Raw genomic sequence first — 17,743 nt, 5'->3', positions numbered from 1 at the left:
ACTGGTCGTAATCGCTATAATCCAAACACATGGATGTATCATGAAAGCAATACTATCATTAACTTTCATGTAATTAGGAAGATGATTTTCTTGAGTTAAAGATAGTACTGGCAGATGTCTCTTCCTTTAAGTGTTTGTTAAATTAAAAAGAGAAAAGCTTTCAGGCTTTTCTCTTATATAATAATTGTGATTTTTTCGGGTATCAGATTTAGTTTACTTCACTTCCGACCCATTTTTTACTTTTTCTGAAGGACTTACAAAAACCAGCTTTCCATCAGCATCCTCGGCCATTAGAATCATACCCTGAGATTCAATTCCTTTTATTTTACGGGATGCCAGATTAACCAGAATCGAAACTTGTTGACCAATGATTTGATCTGCTTCAAAAAATTCAGCAATACCAGATACCACAGTTCTTTGGTCTAATCCGGTATCAACTAACAGCTTCATCAGTTTTTTGGTTTTTGGAACTTTCTCTGCTTCCAGAATGGTTCCGGTGCGGATGTCCATTTTTATGAATTCATCGTAGATGATGTCCGGTTTGGCAGGTGCAGATTGCTTTCCTGCTGCTTCGTTGGCAGTTTTTGATTCTTTAAGCTTGTTAAGTTGCTGTTCTATATCTGAGTCTTCAATTTTTTCAAAAAGTAAAGAAGCTTTTCCAATTTGGTGATCTGGAGCCAGAACTTCTTTTTTACCACACAGACTCCAATCAACTTCATTCATGTTTAACATGTCGCGAAGTTTCTGAGCAGAGAAGGGGAGGAATGGCTCCAATAGTATGGCTAAATTGGCCGTGATCTGCAGGGAAACATACATAATGGTAGCAACTCTGGATTCATCAGTTTTAATCAATTTCCATGGTTCTGTGTCGGCCAAATATTTGTTCCCCAATCTGGCCAAATTCATTACTTCGCGTATGGCTTCTCTGAATTTGAAGTTCCTTAAAGCGGTCTCAGTTTTTTCAACATATGTTGAAATGGTTTCAAGAGTTTCGTTGTCAAAATCAGTGAATGTGCCGGGTGTTGGTGCGGATCCATTGTAATATTTGTGTGTGAGAACCATACTTCGGTTTACAAAGTTTCCTAAAATTGCAACCAGTTCGTTATTGTTTCGAGCCTGAAAATCTTTCCAGGTGAAGTCGTTGTCTTTGGTTTCGGGTGCATTGGCTGTCAGCACATATCGCAAAACATCCTGTTTGTCTTTAAAATCTTCAAGGTATTCGTGCAGCCACACCGCCCAATTGCGTGAGGTTGATATTTTATCACCTTCAAGATTCAAAAACTCATTGGCCGGCACATTGTCGGGCAAAATAAAACTACCTTCAGCTTTCAGCATGGAAGGGAATACAATGCAGTGAAACACAATATTATCTTTACCAATGAAGTGCAAGAGACGTGTTTCGGGGTCTTTCCAGTATTTCTCCCATTCAGGTGTCAACTCACGTGTTGCTGAAATATAGCCTATTGGGGCATCAAACCACACATAGAGAACTTTTCCATCTGCACCTTCAACGGGAACCGGCACACCCCAGTCAAGGTCACGACTCACTGCACGTGGCTGAAGTCCAAGGTCGATCCATGATTTACATTGGCCATATACGTTGCTTTTCCACTCTTTATGATCCTCGAGAATCCATTGCTTAAGAAACGGTTCGTGTTTATCCAAAGGAAGATACCAGTGTTTGGTGTTTTTTCTCACAGGGGGTTTCCCGGATATGGTTGATTTTGGATTAATTAAATCCGTTGCGTTAAGTGACGTTCCACAACTTTCGCACTGATCGCCATATGCACCTTCTTTATGGCAATGCGGGCAAGTTCCCATGATGTAACGATCGGCAAGGAACTGGCCGGCTTCTTCATCGTAATATTGCTCGCTCTCTTTTTCAAGGAATTCGCCTTTTTCGTTTAGCGTTTTAAAAAACTGAGAGGCGGTTTCATAATGCACTTTACTACTGGTTCTGGAGTAAACATCGAATGAAATACCAAACTCTGAGAAGGATTTTTTTATAATTCCATGGTATTTGTCAACCACATCCTGAGGTGTTATACCTTCATTCCTGGCTTTCAGAGTAATTGGTACTCCATGTTCATCCGAACCACCAATTAGTAGAACATCTTCTCCTTTAAGCCTGAGGTAGCGAACATAGATGTCGGCTGGCACATATACGCCGGCCAAATGACCAATGTGAATTGGTCCGTTTGCATATGGAAGTGCTGTTGTTACAAGAGTGCGTTTAAATTGTGTCATAGAGTAATTTGAATCCAAAATAGAACCGGAGTTTATTTAATGAAACGAATCCCGAAGTTTCGGGACGAGTTTCATCCGGCCAAATTTTTATAATTAATTACGGATGAAAATTTATTTTTAATAACTTCACAAAGATAATTAAACATTTTCAATAATGATTATTCCTCCCTATATACAAAAAGGCGATACTATTGGGCTGATAAGCCCTGCCGGAAAAATTGCTCATCAAGTTGTTACTATTGCCGGGAACTATCTTGAGCATGCCGGTTTCCCTTATGTTCAAGGTGCTTGTTTGTCAGGTGCATGGAATCAGTTTAGCGGTACCGATGAGCAAAGAGTGTCGGATATCAATGAGATGATTCATAACCCCGAAGTTAAGATGATTTGGTGCTCCCGTGGAGGATATGGGACCATGCGTTTATTAAATCGTATTGACTGGGCTCATTTAAAGAAGAATCCAAAATGGCTGGTTGGCTTTAGCGACATCACTGCTTTTCATTCTGCTTTGCAGAATGTTCACGGCATGGTTTCTATTCATGGTCCCATGTTGAAAAATCTGGTGAAAGGTAATTTTGAATTCTCTGGAGTAAAGACATTATGGGACATGGTTCAAGGTGAAATGCCAGATTATGTTGCAGACTATCAAAAATTAAACAGAACAGGAGATGCATCAGGTGTTTTAATTGGAGGAAATCTTACACTGCTTTCTGCCTTAAAGGGGAGTGTCTATGATTTTCATCCAAAGGGAAAAATACTTTTCATAGAAGAGGTAGGAGAGCATTTTTACCATCTGGACAGGATGATGCAGGGACTTAAAATTTCAGGAAAATTGTCTGCCTTATCAGGATTGGTTGTGGGACAAATGACTGATATGAGTGACAATGCAACGCCCTTTGGTGCCACGGCCAATGAGATTGTTATGGATGCAGTGAAAGATTATGATTTTCCGGTTATGTTCGGATTTCCTGCCGGACATGATGTACGGAATGAACCTTTGCTCATGGGAGCAAAGGTGCAACTTTCAGTTAGCGACAACCAATCCAGATTAAAATTTCTAAATTCATTTTAAAACTCAAAACACTAATCTTCAAACCTAATAATCTAATAACCTTACAACCTGAAAAATAATGGCTGATCACAATGAATTAGGAAAACTTGGCGAACAGAAAGCCTATGAATATTTGGTGGATAAAGGCTACCGGATAGTTGCCCGAAATTGGCGTTTTAAACATAAGGAGGTGGATTTGATCGCTTACGATGGAGAAATCCTAGTCGTAATTGAGGTGCGAACCAGAACAAGTTCTAAGTGGGAACACCCCAGAGAGAGTCTTACCCCTTCAAAAATCAGATTTTTGGTACTTGCGGCTGATGAATTTTTAAATCGCAACAAAATAGATAATCGTATGCGTTTTGATGTGGTATCCTGCATGCCTGTTGATGATGATAATTGGGAAATTGAACACATTGAAGATGCATTTACGGCTCAGGTGGAGTAGTACCTGGTTCCAGATCTCTCTCAAAAAGAATTACATAAATCTGTCCTTTCTTTATTACATGCTTTTTTGAAAAAGAATTGGAATAAAAAAGTAAGTCAATGGCTTCATCGGACATGTTGTAAACGTTTGAGTAGAAAACATATTGGCTTTTTTCTTTATCGAACTGATTGAATTTGAATGTGTTTTCCGTGTCCAGATCAATATTGTAGCTCGACGCAAGATTTGGAAAGAAACTGCTAATACTGTTTTTGTCTATTGACTGATCATCGATGTAATTAATCATTTCTTTTCGCAATGAGTAATATGGCCAGTGCGCCGGTGTTGCATCCCATCCCTGAGCTGTTTTTTTGGGATATACAATAAAATATCCACCTATAAGTGCAATGATGCAAATTGCTGTTAGAATCTTTTTTTGATTAAGATAGGAACGAATAACTAGTAAGGTAAGATATGGTAATAATACTATGATTGGTAGAAAGTATCTGTGACCAAAAGCGTTTTGGTAAGCAACAGTGATTGGAAACCATATAATTGTTTGAGAAATAATCAAAACCATTAAGATTGCCGTTTTATTGTCCACTGAAGATCTGGTTTTTAATTGCTTGAGAAATGTAAAGCCACAAATTGCCCAGAGAATAATTCGACCGTAATCCGCAAGTTGCCAGAAAAAGACGATAATGTTTTTAATTACTAAAGGGAAAGGTGCAAATTTTGAACTTGATGTCCAGTTATCTGAGTTGATATTATGAATAATCCATCCTTTGGATATATAATGGAGGCCATATATACTTGAAATAATTAATATTGAATAAAATAATGGCAATAACTCACGTATTCTCAACTTATTTGAATAGATCTGATACCAAAGATAAAATATGGCTAAGCCTCCAACAGTAATAGTTCCACGCATGCTTACTAACCCCATTAATGTACATGCAATAAAAAAGAGGCTTTTTTTATTTGATAATATAGCATTAATAGCTAGTATATAAAAAAACATATGTGGTATATCCGGCGTTATCATGCTTAGTTGGGACAATAGTGTTGCGTCTAGCAATACGAGTAATAGAGCTAGATTCTGAAAGGATATTCTGTCCGGGAAAATTTTTTCAGACAAGCTCTTTAACTGATAAATTGTACCAATTATAAAAGGAAGAAAAAGAAGATTTGTTATTAAGATTGATTTCCCGAATAAACTCCAGCCTGCTGCGACATATAGAGGTAAGAAAGGAAGATGTCCTGTACTGCTATAATCGGGGATCCAAAAACTTTTAAAATTATTATCAAGATACCAGTTGGCAGGAATAGATATTTGAGATATTGTATCCCAAAAGAAAAAATGATTTTTACTTATGTAAAAAATAAATAGTCCAATTATAAATGGAATGCTTTTTTGAACTATAGGAGTTTTAAAGCAATAGGTAATTTTAAGGTTCATTTTTTATTTGTGGTTTTAAACAAGGACAAATATGGTTTAATACGTAATATTTGTCTTTACATCTAGGGTAAACCCATAGAGAATGGATGATAAAACCCCCTATTGTTTTAACACCAGTTTGTTAGCGTGTGTGTTTGCAGTCTGTTAAAATTTAAACAAATTCTAAGAACTTTCATTCTCTACTTGCTTTAAAGGCGCTAGCTGCTTTATGCAGTCTTTGGGAATAATTCTGAAGCATGGTTGAAGCATTATTAATGTCATCTGCATTTGCTGCATTTCTTTGCGTTACCTGATTCAATTCCTGTATTGCCAGATTTATTTGCTGAACTCCACTCACCTGCTCCGATGACGCAGCAGATATTTCACGAATCAATTCCGCTGTTTTTTCAATTTGAGGAGTAATGGAATCGAGTAATGCCGTAGAAATGTTTGAAGATTCTATTGTGGTGGTTGATGCCTTAGTAATTTCCTGTGCTGCAGCCTGACTTCTTTCAGCAAGTTTTCTTACTTCAGCTGCCACAACTGCGAATCCGCGACCTTCCTGACCTGCACGTGCCGCTTCTACTGCCGCATTTAAGGCCAGAATGTTGGTTTGGAAAGCGATGTCCTTTATGACTGCTATTTTTGTTGTTATATCTTCAAGATTTGCAGCAGATTCTTTGGATTTCTTATTGCTTTCACTCATTTCCGATGCAGCCTTTGATGATAATCCTTCAGTTTCTCTGGCATTTTCTGTGTTTTGTTCTATATTGGCATGCATTTCCTGCATAGCAGAAGATACTTCTTCTGTGGAAGAAGCCTGCTCGTTAGCTCCCTCTGCCAAATCAAGAGCTTTTTGTTGTAAAGATTCGCTAGAACTTACAATGAATTCAGAAGTTTCAATGATATCCGAAACCAGATTGTTTAAGTTAGATGTCATGTGATTTAAGGCCTTAGCCAATCTTCCTACTTCATCATTCCGGTTCTGTTCCAGTTTGACAGTTAAATCGCCTCCGGCCACTTTTTCTGCCATCTCTATGCCTTCCGAAATCGGTTTGCCTATTGAGTTGGATAGCAGAATTATAAGAATCAATCCTAAAAATAAAGAAAGAATAATGGTTGTTAACTGGATGGTTGTTTGTCTACTGGTGATTTGATTACTCATATCACTAACAACCATGATTTGATCTACTCCGATATCAGTCGTTGCACGCACTTCCCATAGTACATTTTTAGCAGCTTCAAAGGCTTTCAATTCTGCTAGTCTGAGCGTTGAATAACTGTCAATGGATCTGATAGCCAAATTACACAATTCAATTATATCATTTCTAAAATCTCCTGAAAGCTGACTTCGATTTATAGTTTCCCGATGATCAACAAATGATTCTCTCAGATTTCTAAGATTTAGCCCATCGCGGTCAATTAAGCTAAGTTGCTTCTGGCTGACTAAATGATTTAATCGGGCAAGTATTTGTGCCTGATTAAAACTCCTTAGATATAGCGAATTGTTGTTTATTTCCATCAATCTTTCCCTGAATTGTAAAGCGATGGCTTCATAATCATTTGCTGCATTTTCATAATCATTTCGCGTTTGACTGTATTCTCTGGCATATTGATTTAATAAATCAATAAAAACTCCCTGTTGTTCTAATTCTTCCTTTCGGTCTTCAACAAGAATGGTTAAGTCATTAAGTGCATTCAGCATTCTTGTCATAGCAATCTGGTTTTCAAACAAAAAATGCTTGTTTGCCGTAAAATCATATGATCTGGCACTCTCACTTGCTTCATGCCAAAAGCGCATCAATTGGGTTGATGCATTGACCGTAGGTATATGCACCTCTGCCATTTCGTTGGTTTGCCTGGAAATGGAGTAGAGGTTAATGATTAAAAATAAGCCGGTTAGTAATGTAATTCCTATGATTAATGAAAATCCGGTTCCAATTTTTTTTCTGATGCTGAGGTCGTTCCAAAGTTTTGCAATTGACATGATGTATGTTTTTTTGTAAAAGGATGCTATGATTTGGTTTGTTAAATTTGATTAATAAACTAATCCTTTGATTCAGGTAAAATTAAAGTTTTCTTTTATATTTGCTATCTTCACATGTGCAAAATTTTTTGTTGAAAGCCATTGTTGCAAATATTGTAAAAATTTAACAATCTTTACGTGTGATTTCGTGATAAGGTTTTAAAATTACCAATTTTCTAATTACTAATTATGCGACATTTTGTAAGTGTTTTGGTTTTAGTTTCTTTCACATTGCTTACTTCATGCAGTAAGAGAAGCGATTTTACCGTAGCATATCTAAATCCGTCTGAGGACAGGGCTCGATTTGTTAATGAAGGACGGTTTATGGGAGAGCGTTTTGCTGAATTAGGCGTTAATTTTATTGTTAGATCTGCTGAAGATAATGATGCATTGCAATTAAGACAGGGTTATGAATTGCTCGATGAAGGTGTGGATATGTTAATTATTGCATGTGTAAATGGTAATACAATTGCACCTTTGGTAAGAGACGCCCAGCGCAGAGGCGTGCGAGTAATAGCCTATAACAGACTTATTAATAATTCAGATTATGATTTATTCATAACTGGAAATAATCAACAAATAGCGCAAATCTTTTGTGATGCAGCATTAAGGTTAAAACCTTCCGGTAATTATGTTGTGCTTGGGGGCGATCGATTTGATAGAAATGGACTTGAACTGAAGCAGCACATCGATTCGATTTTGGCTCCTCATATCGAATCTGGTAGAATTAACTTAATATATAGTACCTTTGTGGAGAATTGGAGCGGAACACGAGCCAGATTTGAGTTACAACAAATACTGGAATCACATGGAACGGATATAGATGCAGTCATTGCGTGTAGTGATCCGATGGGTGTGGGTGCTATCGAACTTTTGTCAGAATATGGTCTTGAAGGTGATGTTGTTGTGACAGGTCAGGATGCCATACTGGATGCTGTACGTCAGATATATAATGGCAATATGACTGTAACTGTTTATCATCCACACAGGGCTTTAGGACATCGTGTTGCAGATTTGGCTTTCGAAATGCTCAATGGCGAAAGATCATCAAGGTTGGCTAATTGGCAAACATTTAATGGTTTTGTGGAAATCCCAACTTACAGGATGAATTCTGTTGCAATCACAAGGCAAAATATTGAAGAGGAATTGATTAATGTTGGACAATACACCTGGAGTCAAATACGAAATTAATATCTAAGATCCGTTTATTTGCCGGATAACTCGTTTGATATGGATTCTGTAAATTGATTTACGGGGTTTGATGGAATTATAATTGGGAATCGAATGTTCAAATTCTGTTTCATAAATGTGTTTAGATATCCAAGCATCTATTGAATGTATTATTTATTCTTATTAATTTTGCTGTTCAAAGAAGTGCATGTTTTTTTATTACTAAATTGTCGTTAAATAAATTTTTGTTTGCTTTTAAGTTTATAAGGTAAGCTAGTTTACAAATAATCAAAAAAATAAAATGTCAAAAAGCACCGGTTTTTATTCACAGCCCAAACATCTGGTGGCTATAGATTGTGTTGTATTCGGTTATGAAGAAGATGAGTTAAAGCTATTACTTTATAATAGAGACCTCGAGCCTGCAAAAGGCAGTACTTCATTGGTAGGGGGTTTTGTTCAGGAAGATGAATCGATAGAAGATGCCGCAAGAAGGGTCTTGTTGCAGATTACAGGTTTAGAAAATATTTATCTTGAGCAGGTTTCAGCTTTTTCAGAAGTGTCCAGAGATATGGCTGAACGGGTAATAAGTATTGCTTTTGCGGCACTTATTAGAGTCGATGAATACAATCATGAACTGGTAAAAAAAATGGGTGCGTATTGGGTTCCTGTTAAAGAGGTTTCCCAATTAGTTTTTGATCATAATCAAATGGTTGACAAAGCATTGGAATTTCTTCAGAAAAAATCTTCATATGATCTTACTGGTAAAGAGTTATTGCCTGAGAAGTTTACTTTGACTGAATTAAGACTTCTTTATGAAGCAATTTTTCAGCGTCCTTTTGATCCTGGTAATTTTCGAAAAAAAATATTGTCTTTGAATCTCCTTGAGAGGTTAAACGAAAAAGATCGACAAAGTTCAAAGAAAGGTGCTTTTTATTATCAGTTTAAGAAGAATGAAGAGATTACAATTGGCGATAGAATATTTAAAATTCATTAGAGTTTTATTTTGTATCTGAACTTTTTTGCCAGACTAATATATAGTCTGGTTTTTTTATTAAATAAATAGGTATGCGTCGCATCAATCATCCAAAGTTTTATGGATTGAAAACGTTACCTAATTGTTCTTGTAAGACGTTCGATGTTGTAGCAGATTATCATTCTTATATGTCTGCATCAGACCATAAAAGTTATTTGTAATACCAAAAGAAATTCGGTCTCAAAAAACATTAAATTAGCAGATAGGAAATCTTTGTAAATTATTAGTTTTGTTGCTTAAATGTGAATGATTTAAAATTAATTGATACTCATATGATGGATAAAACCAAAATTTTATTTGTGTGTTTGGGAAACATTTGTCGATCGCCAAGTGCTGAAGCTGTGATGAAAAATTTGGTAGAAAAACATGGTGTTGCCGAAAAGTATGAAATTGATTCATCAGGAATTATTAGTTTTCATCACGGAAAACCTGCTGATGCGCGAATGAGAAAGCATGCCGAGCGAAGAGGGTACAATCTCACCAGTATCAGCAGACCTATAAATCCATCAAGGGATTTTAGTTATTTTGATTTGATTGTAGGAATGGACAACCAAAATATTCGAGATTTAAAAAATCTGGCGCCGGATAAAGATTCGGCTCAGAAAATTGTAAAAATGACAGATTTTTGCTCAGGGGGTAAACATACGGAAGTCCCTGATCCTTACTATGGAGGAGCGGAAGGTTTTGAATTGGTTCTTGATATTTTGGAAGATGCCTGTAATGGATTACTTCTGCATATTTCGGATATGAGATGAGTAATGTAGATATTTTAAGCTTTTTAGCAAAACAGCCTGCTTTTTTTTCTATCTGATAACTAGGTGTTTGTAGGTGTGTGGCCGTGCTGTTCAATCAGTTTGTAATAAGAAACATACTTGCATCTAATATATAATCCCAAATGTCTCGGGAAAAGTTTAACGATCTATTGTATTATGGTCAGGAGTTAATTTATATGAAGAGTCTGCTATTGGCGGGCTCTTTGTTTTATTCTAATTTACAAATAAAAGAAATCAAATGTTATGATAAACTCTTGTCCCAAAAATATTTCAATTTCAAATTTGTTTTTTTAAAATATAGTCATAAATTAGCAAATAATTTCGAAAGTGTAATCAAAACACTTAGGATTGCGCCAAAAAACACTAGAAATGAGTCATCAGATAATTACTACAAAACCAAAAGCCCGAATTAATGATTATGTATCAGTAGACTGTGTAATATTCGGATTTGATTTTACACAACTGAACGTTTTATTGGTAGATAGGGTTTTAAAGGATGAATTAACTGCCAGAGAGAAATTTAATGATTTAACATTAACAGGTAATCATATTTATGAAGATGAAGATCTTGAGGCTGCAGCAGCCCGTATTTTGTTTGATCTTACCGGATTAAAGGATATCTACCTTGAGCAGTTTCATACTTTTGGTTCCCCTCAAAGGATCACTCGAGAGAATGATAAAGCATGGCTTGCCGCAAATGGACGTGATCCAGATCAGCGAATTATCACTGTGGGATATTATTCATTATTGGCCACTGATAAAGTGACACTCGAATGGAAGGGGAGAAATGTCAGGTGGTTCCCTGTCTCTGAGGTCAAAGAGCTTGCGTTTGACCATATGGAAATTCTGAATGAAGCTTTAACAGCATTAAGAAAGAAATTGCTTCAGGAGCCCATAGGATTTGAGTTGCTGCCTCCAAAATTCACGCTTTCTCAACTACAGCGATTGTACGAAGTTGTTCTCGGAATATCACTAGATAAGAGAAATTTCAGAAAAAAGGTCTCCAGAATGAAGTACCTTGTGGCACTTGACGAAAAACAAAAAGGAGTAGCACATAAGCCAGCTCGTTTGTATGTTTTCGATAGGGAGATATACGAAAATACTCGTAAAGAGCTTTTTGATTTTGCAATTTAGTATGAGTAGGTGAATAGCGAAATCGTTGATTTAAACATTGAGAAACAATATTTTCCCCGCTAGAACAACAATTAGTAATTAGAGTCAAAGTCTTATTTTCGCATACAGAGATCTGAATCTTTTTACGAAATGCACACACAACAGATTACGGATAAGATATTCCGGAGATTTTTATAAATGAAAGTATGGCCATCAGGTCAGTTGATTAACTAAATATTTTCTGATGAGTAATTTCGAAAAGATTTCAATAAGGGAGAAAATCGGATACGCATTTGGAGATGGAGCGGCAAATATTGCCTGGAGGGGAGTTTCCACATTCCTTTTTATTTTTTATACCGACGTGTTTGGCCTCAATCCCGCCGCTGTTGGATTATTGTTACTCATAGCCCGCTCAAGTGATGGCATCAGTGACATTATGATGGGGGTTGTGGGTGACCGGACCAGATCAAAGTATGGCAAATTCCGGCCATGGATCCTCTGGACTGCAATCCCTTTGGGAGTTATCCTTTCTATGTTGTTTACTGCACCCAATTTGAGTCCTTTAGGAAAATTAATTTACGCTTATACCACTTATATCATATTCACCTTGGTTTATACAGCCAACAATATACCGTATGGTGCACTGATGGCTGTTATGTCTGGCGATGATAAAGAACGTACCAGTTTAGGATCATATAGAATGGTAGGCGCTTTTACCGGAGGAATGCTGGTACAGGGAGCTCTGCTGTTTTTGGTGGCTCATTTTGGAAATATAAACCCAGAGGTACATGTAACGCAAATAGAGTCAGATAAATATGAGGTGGTCGTATCCACGAACAAGGATGTTGAAAATGTAAACATTAAAACCAGAAATGGTTTTGGACTGTTTGTCTTTGTTGAGCCACTCCTTCATGATTCCATTGATGCCCCAACGCAAGGCAAAAGTTTCTCAATGAATGCTCATCAGACCTATCGGTTTATTGTAACAGGAGAGGAAAATCTGGATGAAGGGGGGTTTGTAATTATTGATCAAAGCAGGGGATACAGTAAAGCCATATATTTGATGTCTGTTTTCCTCTCATTGTCGCTTTTAATTACATTTTATTCGACTAGAGAGCGGGTTTCCCCTCCTAAAGCACAAAAAACTGACTTAAAGAGAGATTTAAAAGATCTGTTCAGAAACAGACCCTGGATTATTTTGCTACTGATCGGCTTGTTATTTCAAATATATAATTCTATTAAGCAGGGCATCATTGTTATATATTTCACCCATTATCTGCACAATCAGTTAATGGCTGGAACATACATGGTGGCTCTCATGATTGCTTCCATTGGAGGAGCCATGGCTACGGCGGCTTTGGCCAGAAAATGGGGAAAACGAAACTTGTTTATTGTTGCTTTAATATTTTCCGGAGCTGTAAATGCATTGTTTGTTTTCTGCGAACCTGGTGATATGTTGGCAATATTTGTAATTGGAGTAATATCTGAGTTTGGTGCAGCTATTTTTCCAACCCTCTTTTTTGCCATGTTGGGCGATGCTGCTGACTATTCAGAATATATTAATCGCCGCAGGGCAACAGGATTGATTTATTCTGCAGGGTCATTTTCAACGAAGTTTGGGGGCGGCGTAGCCGGAGCCATCATTGGATTTGTACTTGCAGCCTTCAGTTATGATGGGCAAAGTACTACAGCCATACAAGGCGCAGTACCCGGAATTATTATGTTGATGAGCTGGATTCCTTCATTAATCGCACTAATAGGAGCTGTTTTAATGTATTTATATCCATTAAATCAAACTAAGATGAATGAAATTACTCTTGAGCTGGCACAAAGAAGAGCGCTGGAGACTAAAGAGCAATGAGATTGTGGATATTTAAAGATAATCAGAAAGGTAATAATAAAAATGAAGTACGGATATTTTGATGACGAAAACAGGGAGTATGTAATTACAGACCCTATAACTCCATGGCCATGGATAAACTATCTTGGTAATGAGGATTTCTTTTCTTTAATTTCCAACACTGCGGGGGGGTATGCTTTTTATAAAGATGCAAAATTTAGGAGATTAACCAGATACAGGTACAATAATGTACCGATGGATAATGGTGGCAGATATTTTTACATTAATGATCATGACACGGTTTGGTCACCCGGATGGAAACCTGTAAAAACACCATTGGATAAGTACGAATGCCGGCATGGATTGAGTTATACAAGGATAAAAGGTGAGAAGAATGGTCTGGAAGCTGAAGTTCTGTTTTTTGTTCCATTAAAATCGTGGTGTGAAGTTCAAAAAGTTAAGCTCACTAATAATAGTCCGGAGGCTAAGAGTTTTAAGCTTTTCTCCTTCATGGAATGGTGCTTATGGAATGCGGAGGACGATCAGAATAACCTCCAGAGGAATTTGAGTACCGGAGAAGTTGAAATTGCTGGATCAACAATTTACCATAAAACAGAATACAAAGAAAGGCGCAATCATTATGCTTTCTATCATGTCAATTCAGAAATTCAGGGATTTGATACCGACAGGGAGAGCTTTGTGGGGCTATATAATGAGTACAGTGGTCCACAGGCAGTGCTTGAAGGAAAACCACGAAATTCACATGCACACGGGTGGTCACCAGTGGCTTCTCATTACCTTGAAATTGAGCTGAAGCCCGGAGAATCAAAAGAATTGGTGTTTATTCTTGGTTATGTTGAGAATTCCGATGATGAAAAGTGGGAATCAAAAAATTTAATCAATAAAGTCAAAGCAAAGGATGCAATTGAACAATTCAATACTCCTGGAAAAGTAGATGCCGCCTTGAAGGATTTGCAAAAATATTGGGACGATTTACTAAGTGGTTATGTACTTAACAGTGGTGATGAAAGACTGGACAGAATGGTGAACATCTGGAACCAGTATCAATGCATGGTTACTTTTAACATGTCCCGTTCAGCTTCGTTTTTTGAAGTTGGAATTGGCAGAGGAATGGGGTTTCGTGATTCAAACCAGGATTTAATCGGATTTGTTCATCAGATTCCGGAACGTGCAAAGGAAAGAATAATAGATATAGCCTCTACCCAATTTGAAGATGGTGGTGCATATCACCAGTATCAACCTCTTACCAAAAGAGGAAATGACGCTATTGGCGGAAATTTTAATGATGATCCGTTGTGGTTGATTTTATCAACCACAGAATATATTAAAGAAACCGGTGATTATGGAATTCTGGATGAAATGGTGCCATTTGACAATGATGAATCAAGAGCTAAACCGCATTTTGATCATCTCAAAGCATCATTTTATCATGTAGTGAATAATATAGGGCCACATGGATTGCCATTAATCGGACGGGCTGATTGGAACGATTGCCTCAACCTCAATTGTTTTTCAACCAATCCAAATGAATCATTTCAAACCACTGAGAATAAAAGTGGCGGAACAGCCGAATCGGTTATGATAGCCGGGCTTTTTGTGGTTTATGGTCGCGAATTTGTAAAACTATGTCGTCAAATCGGTAATAATGACGAGGCTGATGCAGCTGAGCCTCATGTGGATAGGATGGTTGATGCCATTAAAAAACATGGATGGGATGGTGATTGGTATTTAAGAGCATACGATTTTTATGGCAAAAAGGTAGGGAGCAAAGAAAATCAGGAGGGACAAATTTTTATTGAATCCCAGGGATGGTGTTCAATGGCTGAAATTGGTAGAGATGAAGGGATGGTTCATAAAGCGCTAGATGCTGTAAAGGAGCGCCTGGATTGCGAATACGGTATTGTCCTAAACAATCCGGCCTTTACCAGTTATGTGCTCGAATATGGTGAGATTTCTACTTACCCTGCAGGTTATAAGGAAAATGCAGGTATTTTCTGTCATAACAATCCCTGGATCATGATAGGTGAAACAATGATTGGACGCGGAGAGCAGGCTTGGGAGTATTACAGAAAAATTTGTCCCGCGTACCTTGAGGATATCAGCGATTTGCACAAAACCGAGCCATACGTTTACTCACAAATGATTGCTGGTAAAGATGCACACAAGCCGGGAGAGGCAAAAAACTCATGGCTTACCGGTACCGCAGCCTGGAATTATTATGCCATTACCCGTTACATTTTAGGTGTCCGGCCCGATTACGACGGAATAATTATTGATCCTTGCATTCCGTCAAGCTGGAAGGGATATGGAGTTAGTCGAAAATTACGTGGCACAACTTATAATATAAAAGTTGAAAACCCCGATGGAGTATGTAAAGGAGTAAAGGAGATCAGGGTTAATGGGAAAAAATGCAATGATTCAATTGTTTCGTATTCACCAGGTGAAGTTTTAGATGTAGAAGTAATTATGGGCTAAAATATTGTTTTCTGGATGATTTCAAGTGTCTATAATTTGTTTTCAATTGCCACAACTCGTCCCGACACCTCGGGACTCGTTTCATTCAAATACAAAGTAATTGCAAAAGAGTTAATAATTAATCCTTAGACATTTGTCCTATGAAAAATTTTTTCAGATTATTTCTTCTGTCAATGGTTTCCATCCAATTGTTTTCTTGCACAGGACATGAAAACATTGAAAAAGAGATGCCTGTTTTATATAATCAGGTTGGATATATTACCGATGCGCCAAAGTTGTTGTTGGTTAGGGAGGAGGTGAATCAGGTAATAATTATTGATGCACAGGGAAATGAGGTTTTTTCTGCAATTCCGGAAGAACCTTTGTTCTGGGATCAATCTGGTGACGCTGTTCGTAAAGTTGATTTCTCGCAATTAAACGTTCCCGGCACCTATGTGGTGGTATTGCCTGAGACCAATGAGAATTTTGAAATACGAGTGAAGGATCAGCCATTCAGAGAAATTACCAAAGCTGCTTTAAAAGCTTTCTACTTTAATCGCTCAGGTATGGCAATTGAACCTCAATATGGTGGAAGATGGGCTCGTCCTGCTGGTCATCCCGATACCATTATTTATGTTCACTCTTCGGCAGCTGATGATAACCGGCCGGAAGGAACAATAATCTCTTCACCTCTTGGGTGGTATGATGCCGGAGATTATAACAAATACATCGTTAACAGTGGAATCACTACATACACTTTGCTTTCTGCACTGACTCACTTTACGGATTACTATAAAAAACTGGATGTCAGTATTCCTGAAAGTGGAAGCGGTGTTCCTGACTTATTGACGGAAACCCTTTATAATCTCAAATGGATGTTAACCATGCAGGATCCATACGATGGTGGCGTATACCATAAGTTGACGACTAAAAATTTTGAGGGGATGGTGATGCCGCATGAAGCCACAAATGATCGGTTTGTAGTGTCAAAAGGTACGGCAGCAACATTGAACTTTGCAGCTTTTGCTGCAAAAGCTCATAGAGTCTTAGCGGATTACGAGTCACATTTTCCCGGTTTGGCTGAGAAGTGTTTGCAAAAGGCTGAAAAAGCATGGGGTTGGGCCATGAGTAATCCCAATTTGCCATATGTACAGCCAGATGATATCTTCACTGGTGGGTATGGCGACCGTAATTTTAGTGATGAGTTTTTCTGGACAGCATCAGAACTGTTCTTATCAACAGGTAAGGATGAGTATCTTGATGTGATTATTGAAAAATACAGCAAGCCTGTTGTGCCATCATGGAACCAGGTATATGCTTTAGGTTTTATTTCTTTATTAAACAACTACGATGAATTGCCTGAGATCATCAGGAATCTTGGATTAAAGAATGATTTTATCGCTCTTGTTGATGAACTTGTTGGTGTATCAAAAACAGCTCCTTATGGCGTCAGTATTCAGAATTTTGTTTGGGGTAGCAATTCCCAGGTTGCCAATGAAGGGATGTTAAAGATCAAAGGATATCAATTAACCGGTAACAGATATTACTTATATTCTGCATTGTCAGATCTTGACTACATTCTTGGACGCAATGCTACCGGATATTGTTTTGTTACCGGATTTGGATATAAAAGGGTCATGAACATTCATCACCGGCCTTCTGAGGCCGATGATAATGAAGCACCTGTTCCCGGTTTTTTGGCCGGTGGTCCGAATATTTCTGTTCTTACCGATTGTGGCCCGGAAGTGGAACGTAGTCCTTATCCCGCAAAATCGTATGTGGATTTGGAATGTAGCTATTCTACCAATGAAATAGCGATAAATTGGAATGCCCCCCTTGTTTATCTTTCAGGTGCCATTGACGCATTGTTGACACAAAACTGATTCATGTTCGCGTGCATGAAAATATGCTTTGTAACAGCATTTGAATTAGTTTAGAAAATTTTCAGTTCATTCTGTTAGTCCACAAAGATTTGTATGTTAATATATAAATCTTTGTGGACTTTTTACTTTTAATATTTGCTTAATGTTTTGCCTATCAGTATTCGGTTTGTTTTAGGTGTGTAGCTTGTCTATACAAATTATTATATATTCTCTGATTTTTATATCTTAGCTGAATATTATCATTTATATTTCTGCTTTTAAATCCTTATA

12 protein-coding genes are annotated in these 17,743 nt (G+C 37.5%); 9 read left to right on the top strand and 3 right to left on the bottom strand.

Annotation, left to right across the window (positions count from 1 at the left end; all coding sequences use genetic code 11):
• Positions 1 to 213: 213 nt before the first annotated feature.
• Positions 214 to 2,247, bottom strand: coding sequence for a methionine--tRNA ligase (gene metG, locus B5X70_RS07745; protein WP_079557328.1), 2,034 nt, complete (start codon positions 2,245 to 2,247; stop codon positions 214 to 216).
• 154 nt (positions 2,248 to 2,401) lie between these two features.
• On the opposite strand from metG, the gene B5X70_RS07740 reads away from it, so the two are divergent.
• The gene (locus B5X70_RS07740; protein WP_079557327.1) at positions 2,402 to 3,316 is read left to right on the top strand and encodes a S66 peptidase family protein; all 915 of its coding nucleotides are present in this window, start codon (positions 2,402 to 2,404) and stop codon (positions 3,314 to 3,316) included.
• Positions 3,317 to 3,374: 58 nt separating this feature from the next.
• Complete coding sequence (locus B5X70_RS07735; protein ID WP_079557326.1) at positions 3,375 to 3,743, top strand: YraN family protein; 369 nt, start codon at positions 3,375 to 3,377, stop codon at positions 3,741 to 3,743.
• On the opposite strand, the gene B5X70_RS17895 is transcribed toward B5X70_RS07735, so the two are convergent.
• Together B5X70_RS17895 and B5X70_RS07725 are read right to left on the bottom strand one after the other, a co-directional pair.
• A complete protein-coding gene (locus B5X70_RS17895) occupies positions 3,724 to 4,653 on the bottom strand; it encodes a hypothetical protein (protein WP_143255045.1) in 930 nt (309 codons plus the stop codon). The two genes, B5X70_RS07735 and B5X70_RS17895, sit on opposite strands and share 20 nt — an antisense overlap.
• A 700-nt stretch (positions 4,654 to 5,353) precedes the next feature.
• Positions 5,354 to 7,147: a methyl-accepting chemotaxis protein gene (locus tag B5X70_RS07725; RefSeq protein ID WP_079557324.1), complete on the bottom strand. Its 1,794-nt coding sequence runs from the start codon at positions 7,145 to 7,147 to the stop codon at positions 5,354 to 5,356.
• 228 nt (positions 7,148 to 7,375) lie between these two features.
• Here B5X70_RS07725 and B5X70_RS07720 point away from each other — a divergent pair, with 228 nt between their 5' ends.
• From B5X70_RS07720 to B5X70_RS07690, 7 genes are all read left to right on the top strand, one after another.
• The gene (locus tag B5X70_RS07720; RefSeq protein ID WP_079557323.1) at positions 7,376 to 8,377 is read left to right on the top strand and encodes a sugar ABC transporter substrate-binding protein; all 1,002 of its coding nucleotides are present in this window, start codon (positions 7,376 to 7,378) and stop codon (positions 8,375 to 8,377) included.
• A 280-nt stretch (positions 8,378 to 8,657) separates the two neighbouring features.
• Positions 8,658 to 9,350, top strand: a complete 693-nt coding sequence (locus B5X70_RS07715) for an NUDIX hydrolase (RefSeq protein WP_079557322.1) — start codon at positions 8,658 to 8,660, stop codon at positions 9,348 to 9,350.
• Positions 9,351 to 9,661: 311 nt separating this feature from the next.
• Complete coding sequence (locus B5X70_RS07710; protein WP_232468317.1) at positions 9,662 to 10,144, top strand: low molecular weight protein-tyrosine-phosphatase; 483 nt, start codon at positions 9,662 to 9,664, stop codon at positions 10,142 to 10,144.
• 387 nt (positions 10,145 to 10,531) lie between these two features.
• Entirely contained in the window at positions 10,532 to 11,296 is a 765-nt protein-coding gene (locus B5X70_RS07705; protein ID WP_079557321.1) for an NUDIX hydrolase, read from the top strand.
• Between the two features lie 223 nt (positions 11,297 to 11,519).
• Entirely contained in the window at positions 11,520 to 13,136 is a 1,617-nt protein-coding gene (locus B5X70_RS07700; protein WP_079557320.1) for an MFS transporter, read from the top strand.
• 42 nt (positions 13,137 to 13,178) lie between these two features.
• Positions 13,179 to 15,611, top strand: coding sequence for a glycoside hydrolase family 94 protein (locus tag B5X70_RS07695; RefSeq protein WP_079557319.1), 2,433 nt, complete (start codon positions 13,179 to 13,181; stop codon positions 15,609 to 15,611).
• Positions 15,612 to 15,751: 140 nt separating this feature from the next.
• Positions 15,752 to 17,473 (top strand): glycoside hydrolase family 9 protein, encoded by a 1,722-nt coding sequence (locus tag B5X70_RS07690; RefSeq protein WP_079557318.1) that lies wholly within the window; start codon positions 15,752 to 15,754, stop codon positions 17,471 to 17,473.
• Positions 17,474 to 17,743: the final 270 nt, after the last annotated feature.

It is taken from the genome of Alkalitalea saponilacus (assembly GCF_900168165.1).
GTDB lineage: Bacteria > Bacteroidota > Bacteroidia > Bacteroidales > Marinilabiliaceae > Natronoflexus > Natronoflexus saponilacus.
Note: the sequence above shows the minus strand (reverse complement) of the source record. Positions and strands in the feature narration are given on the sequence as shown.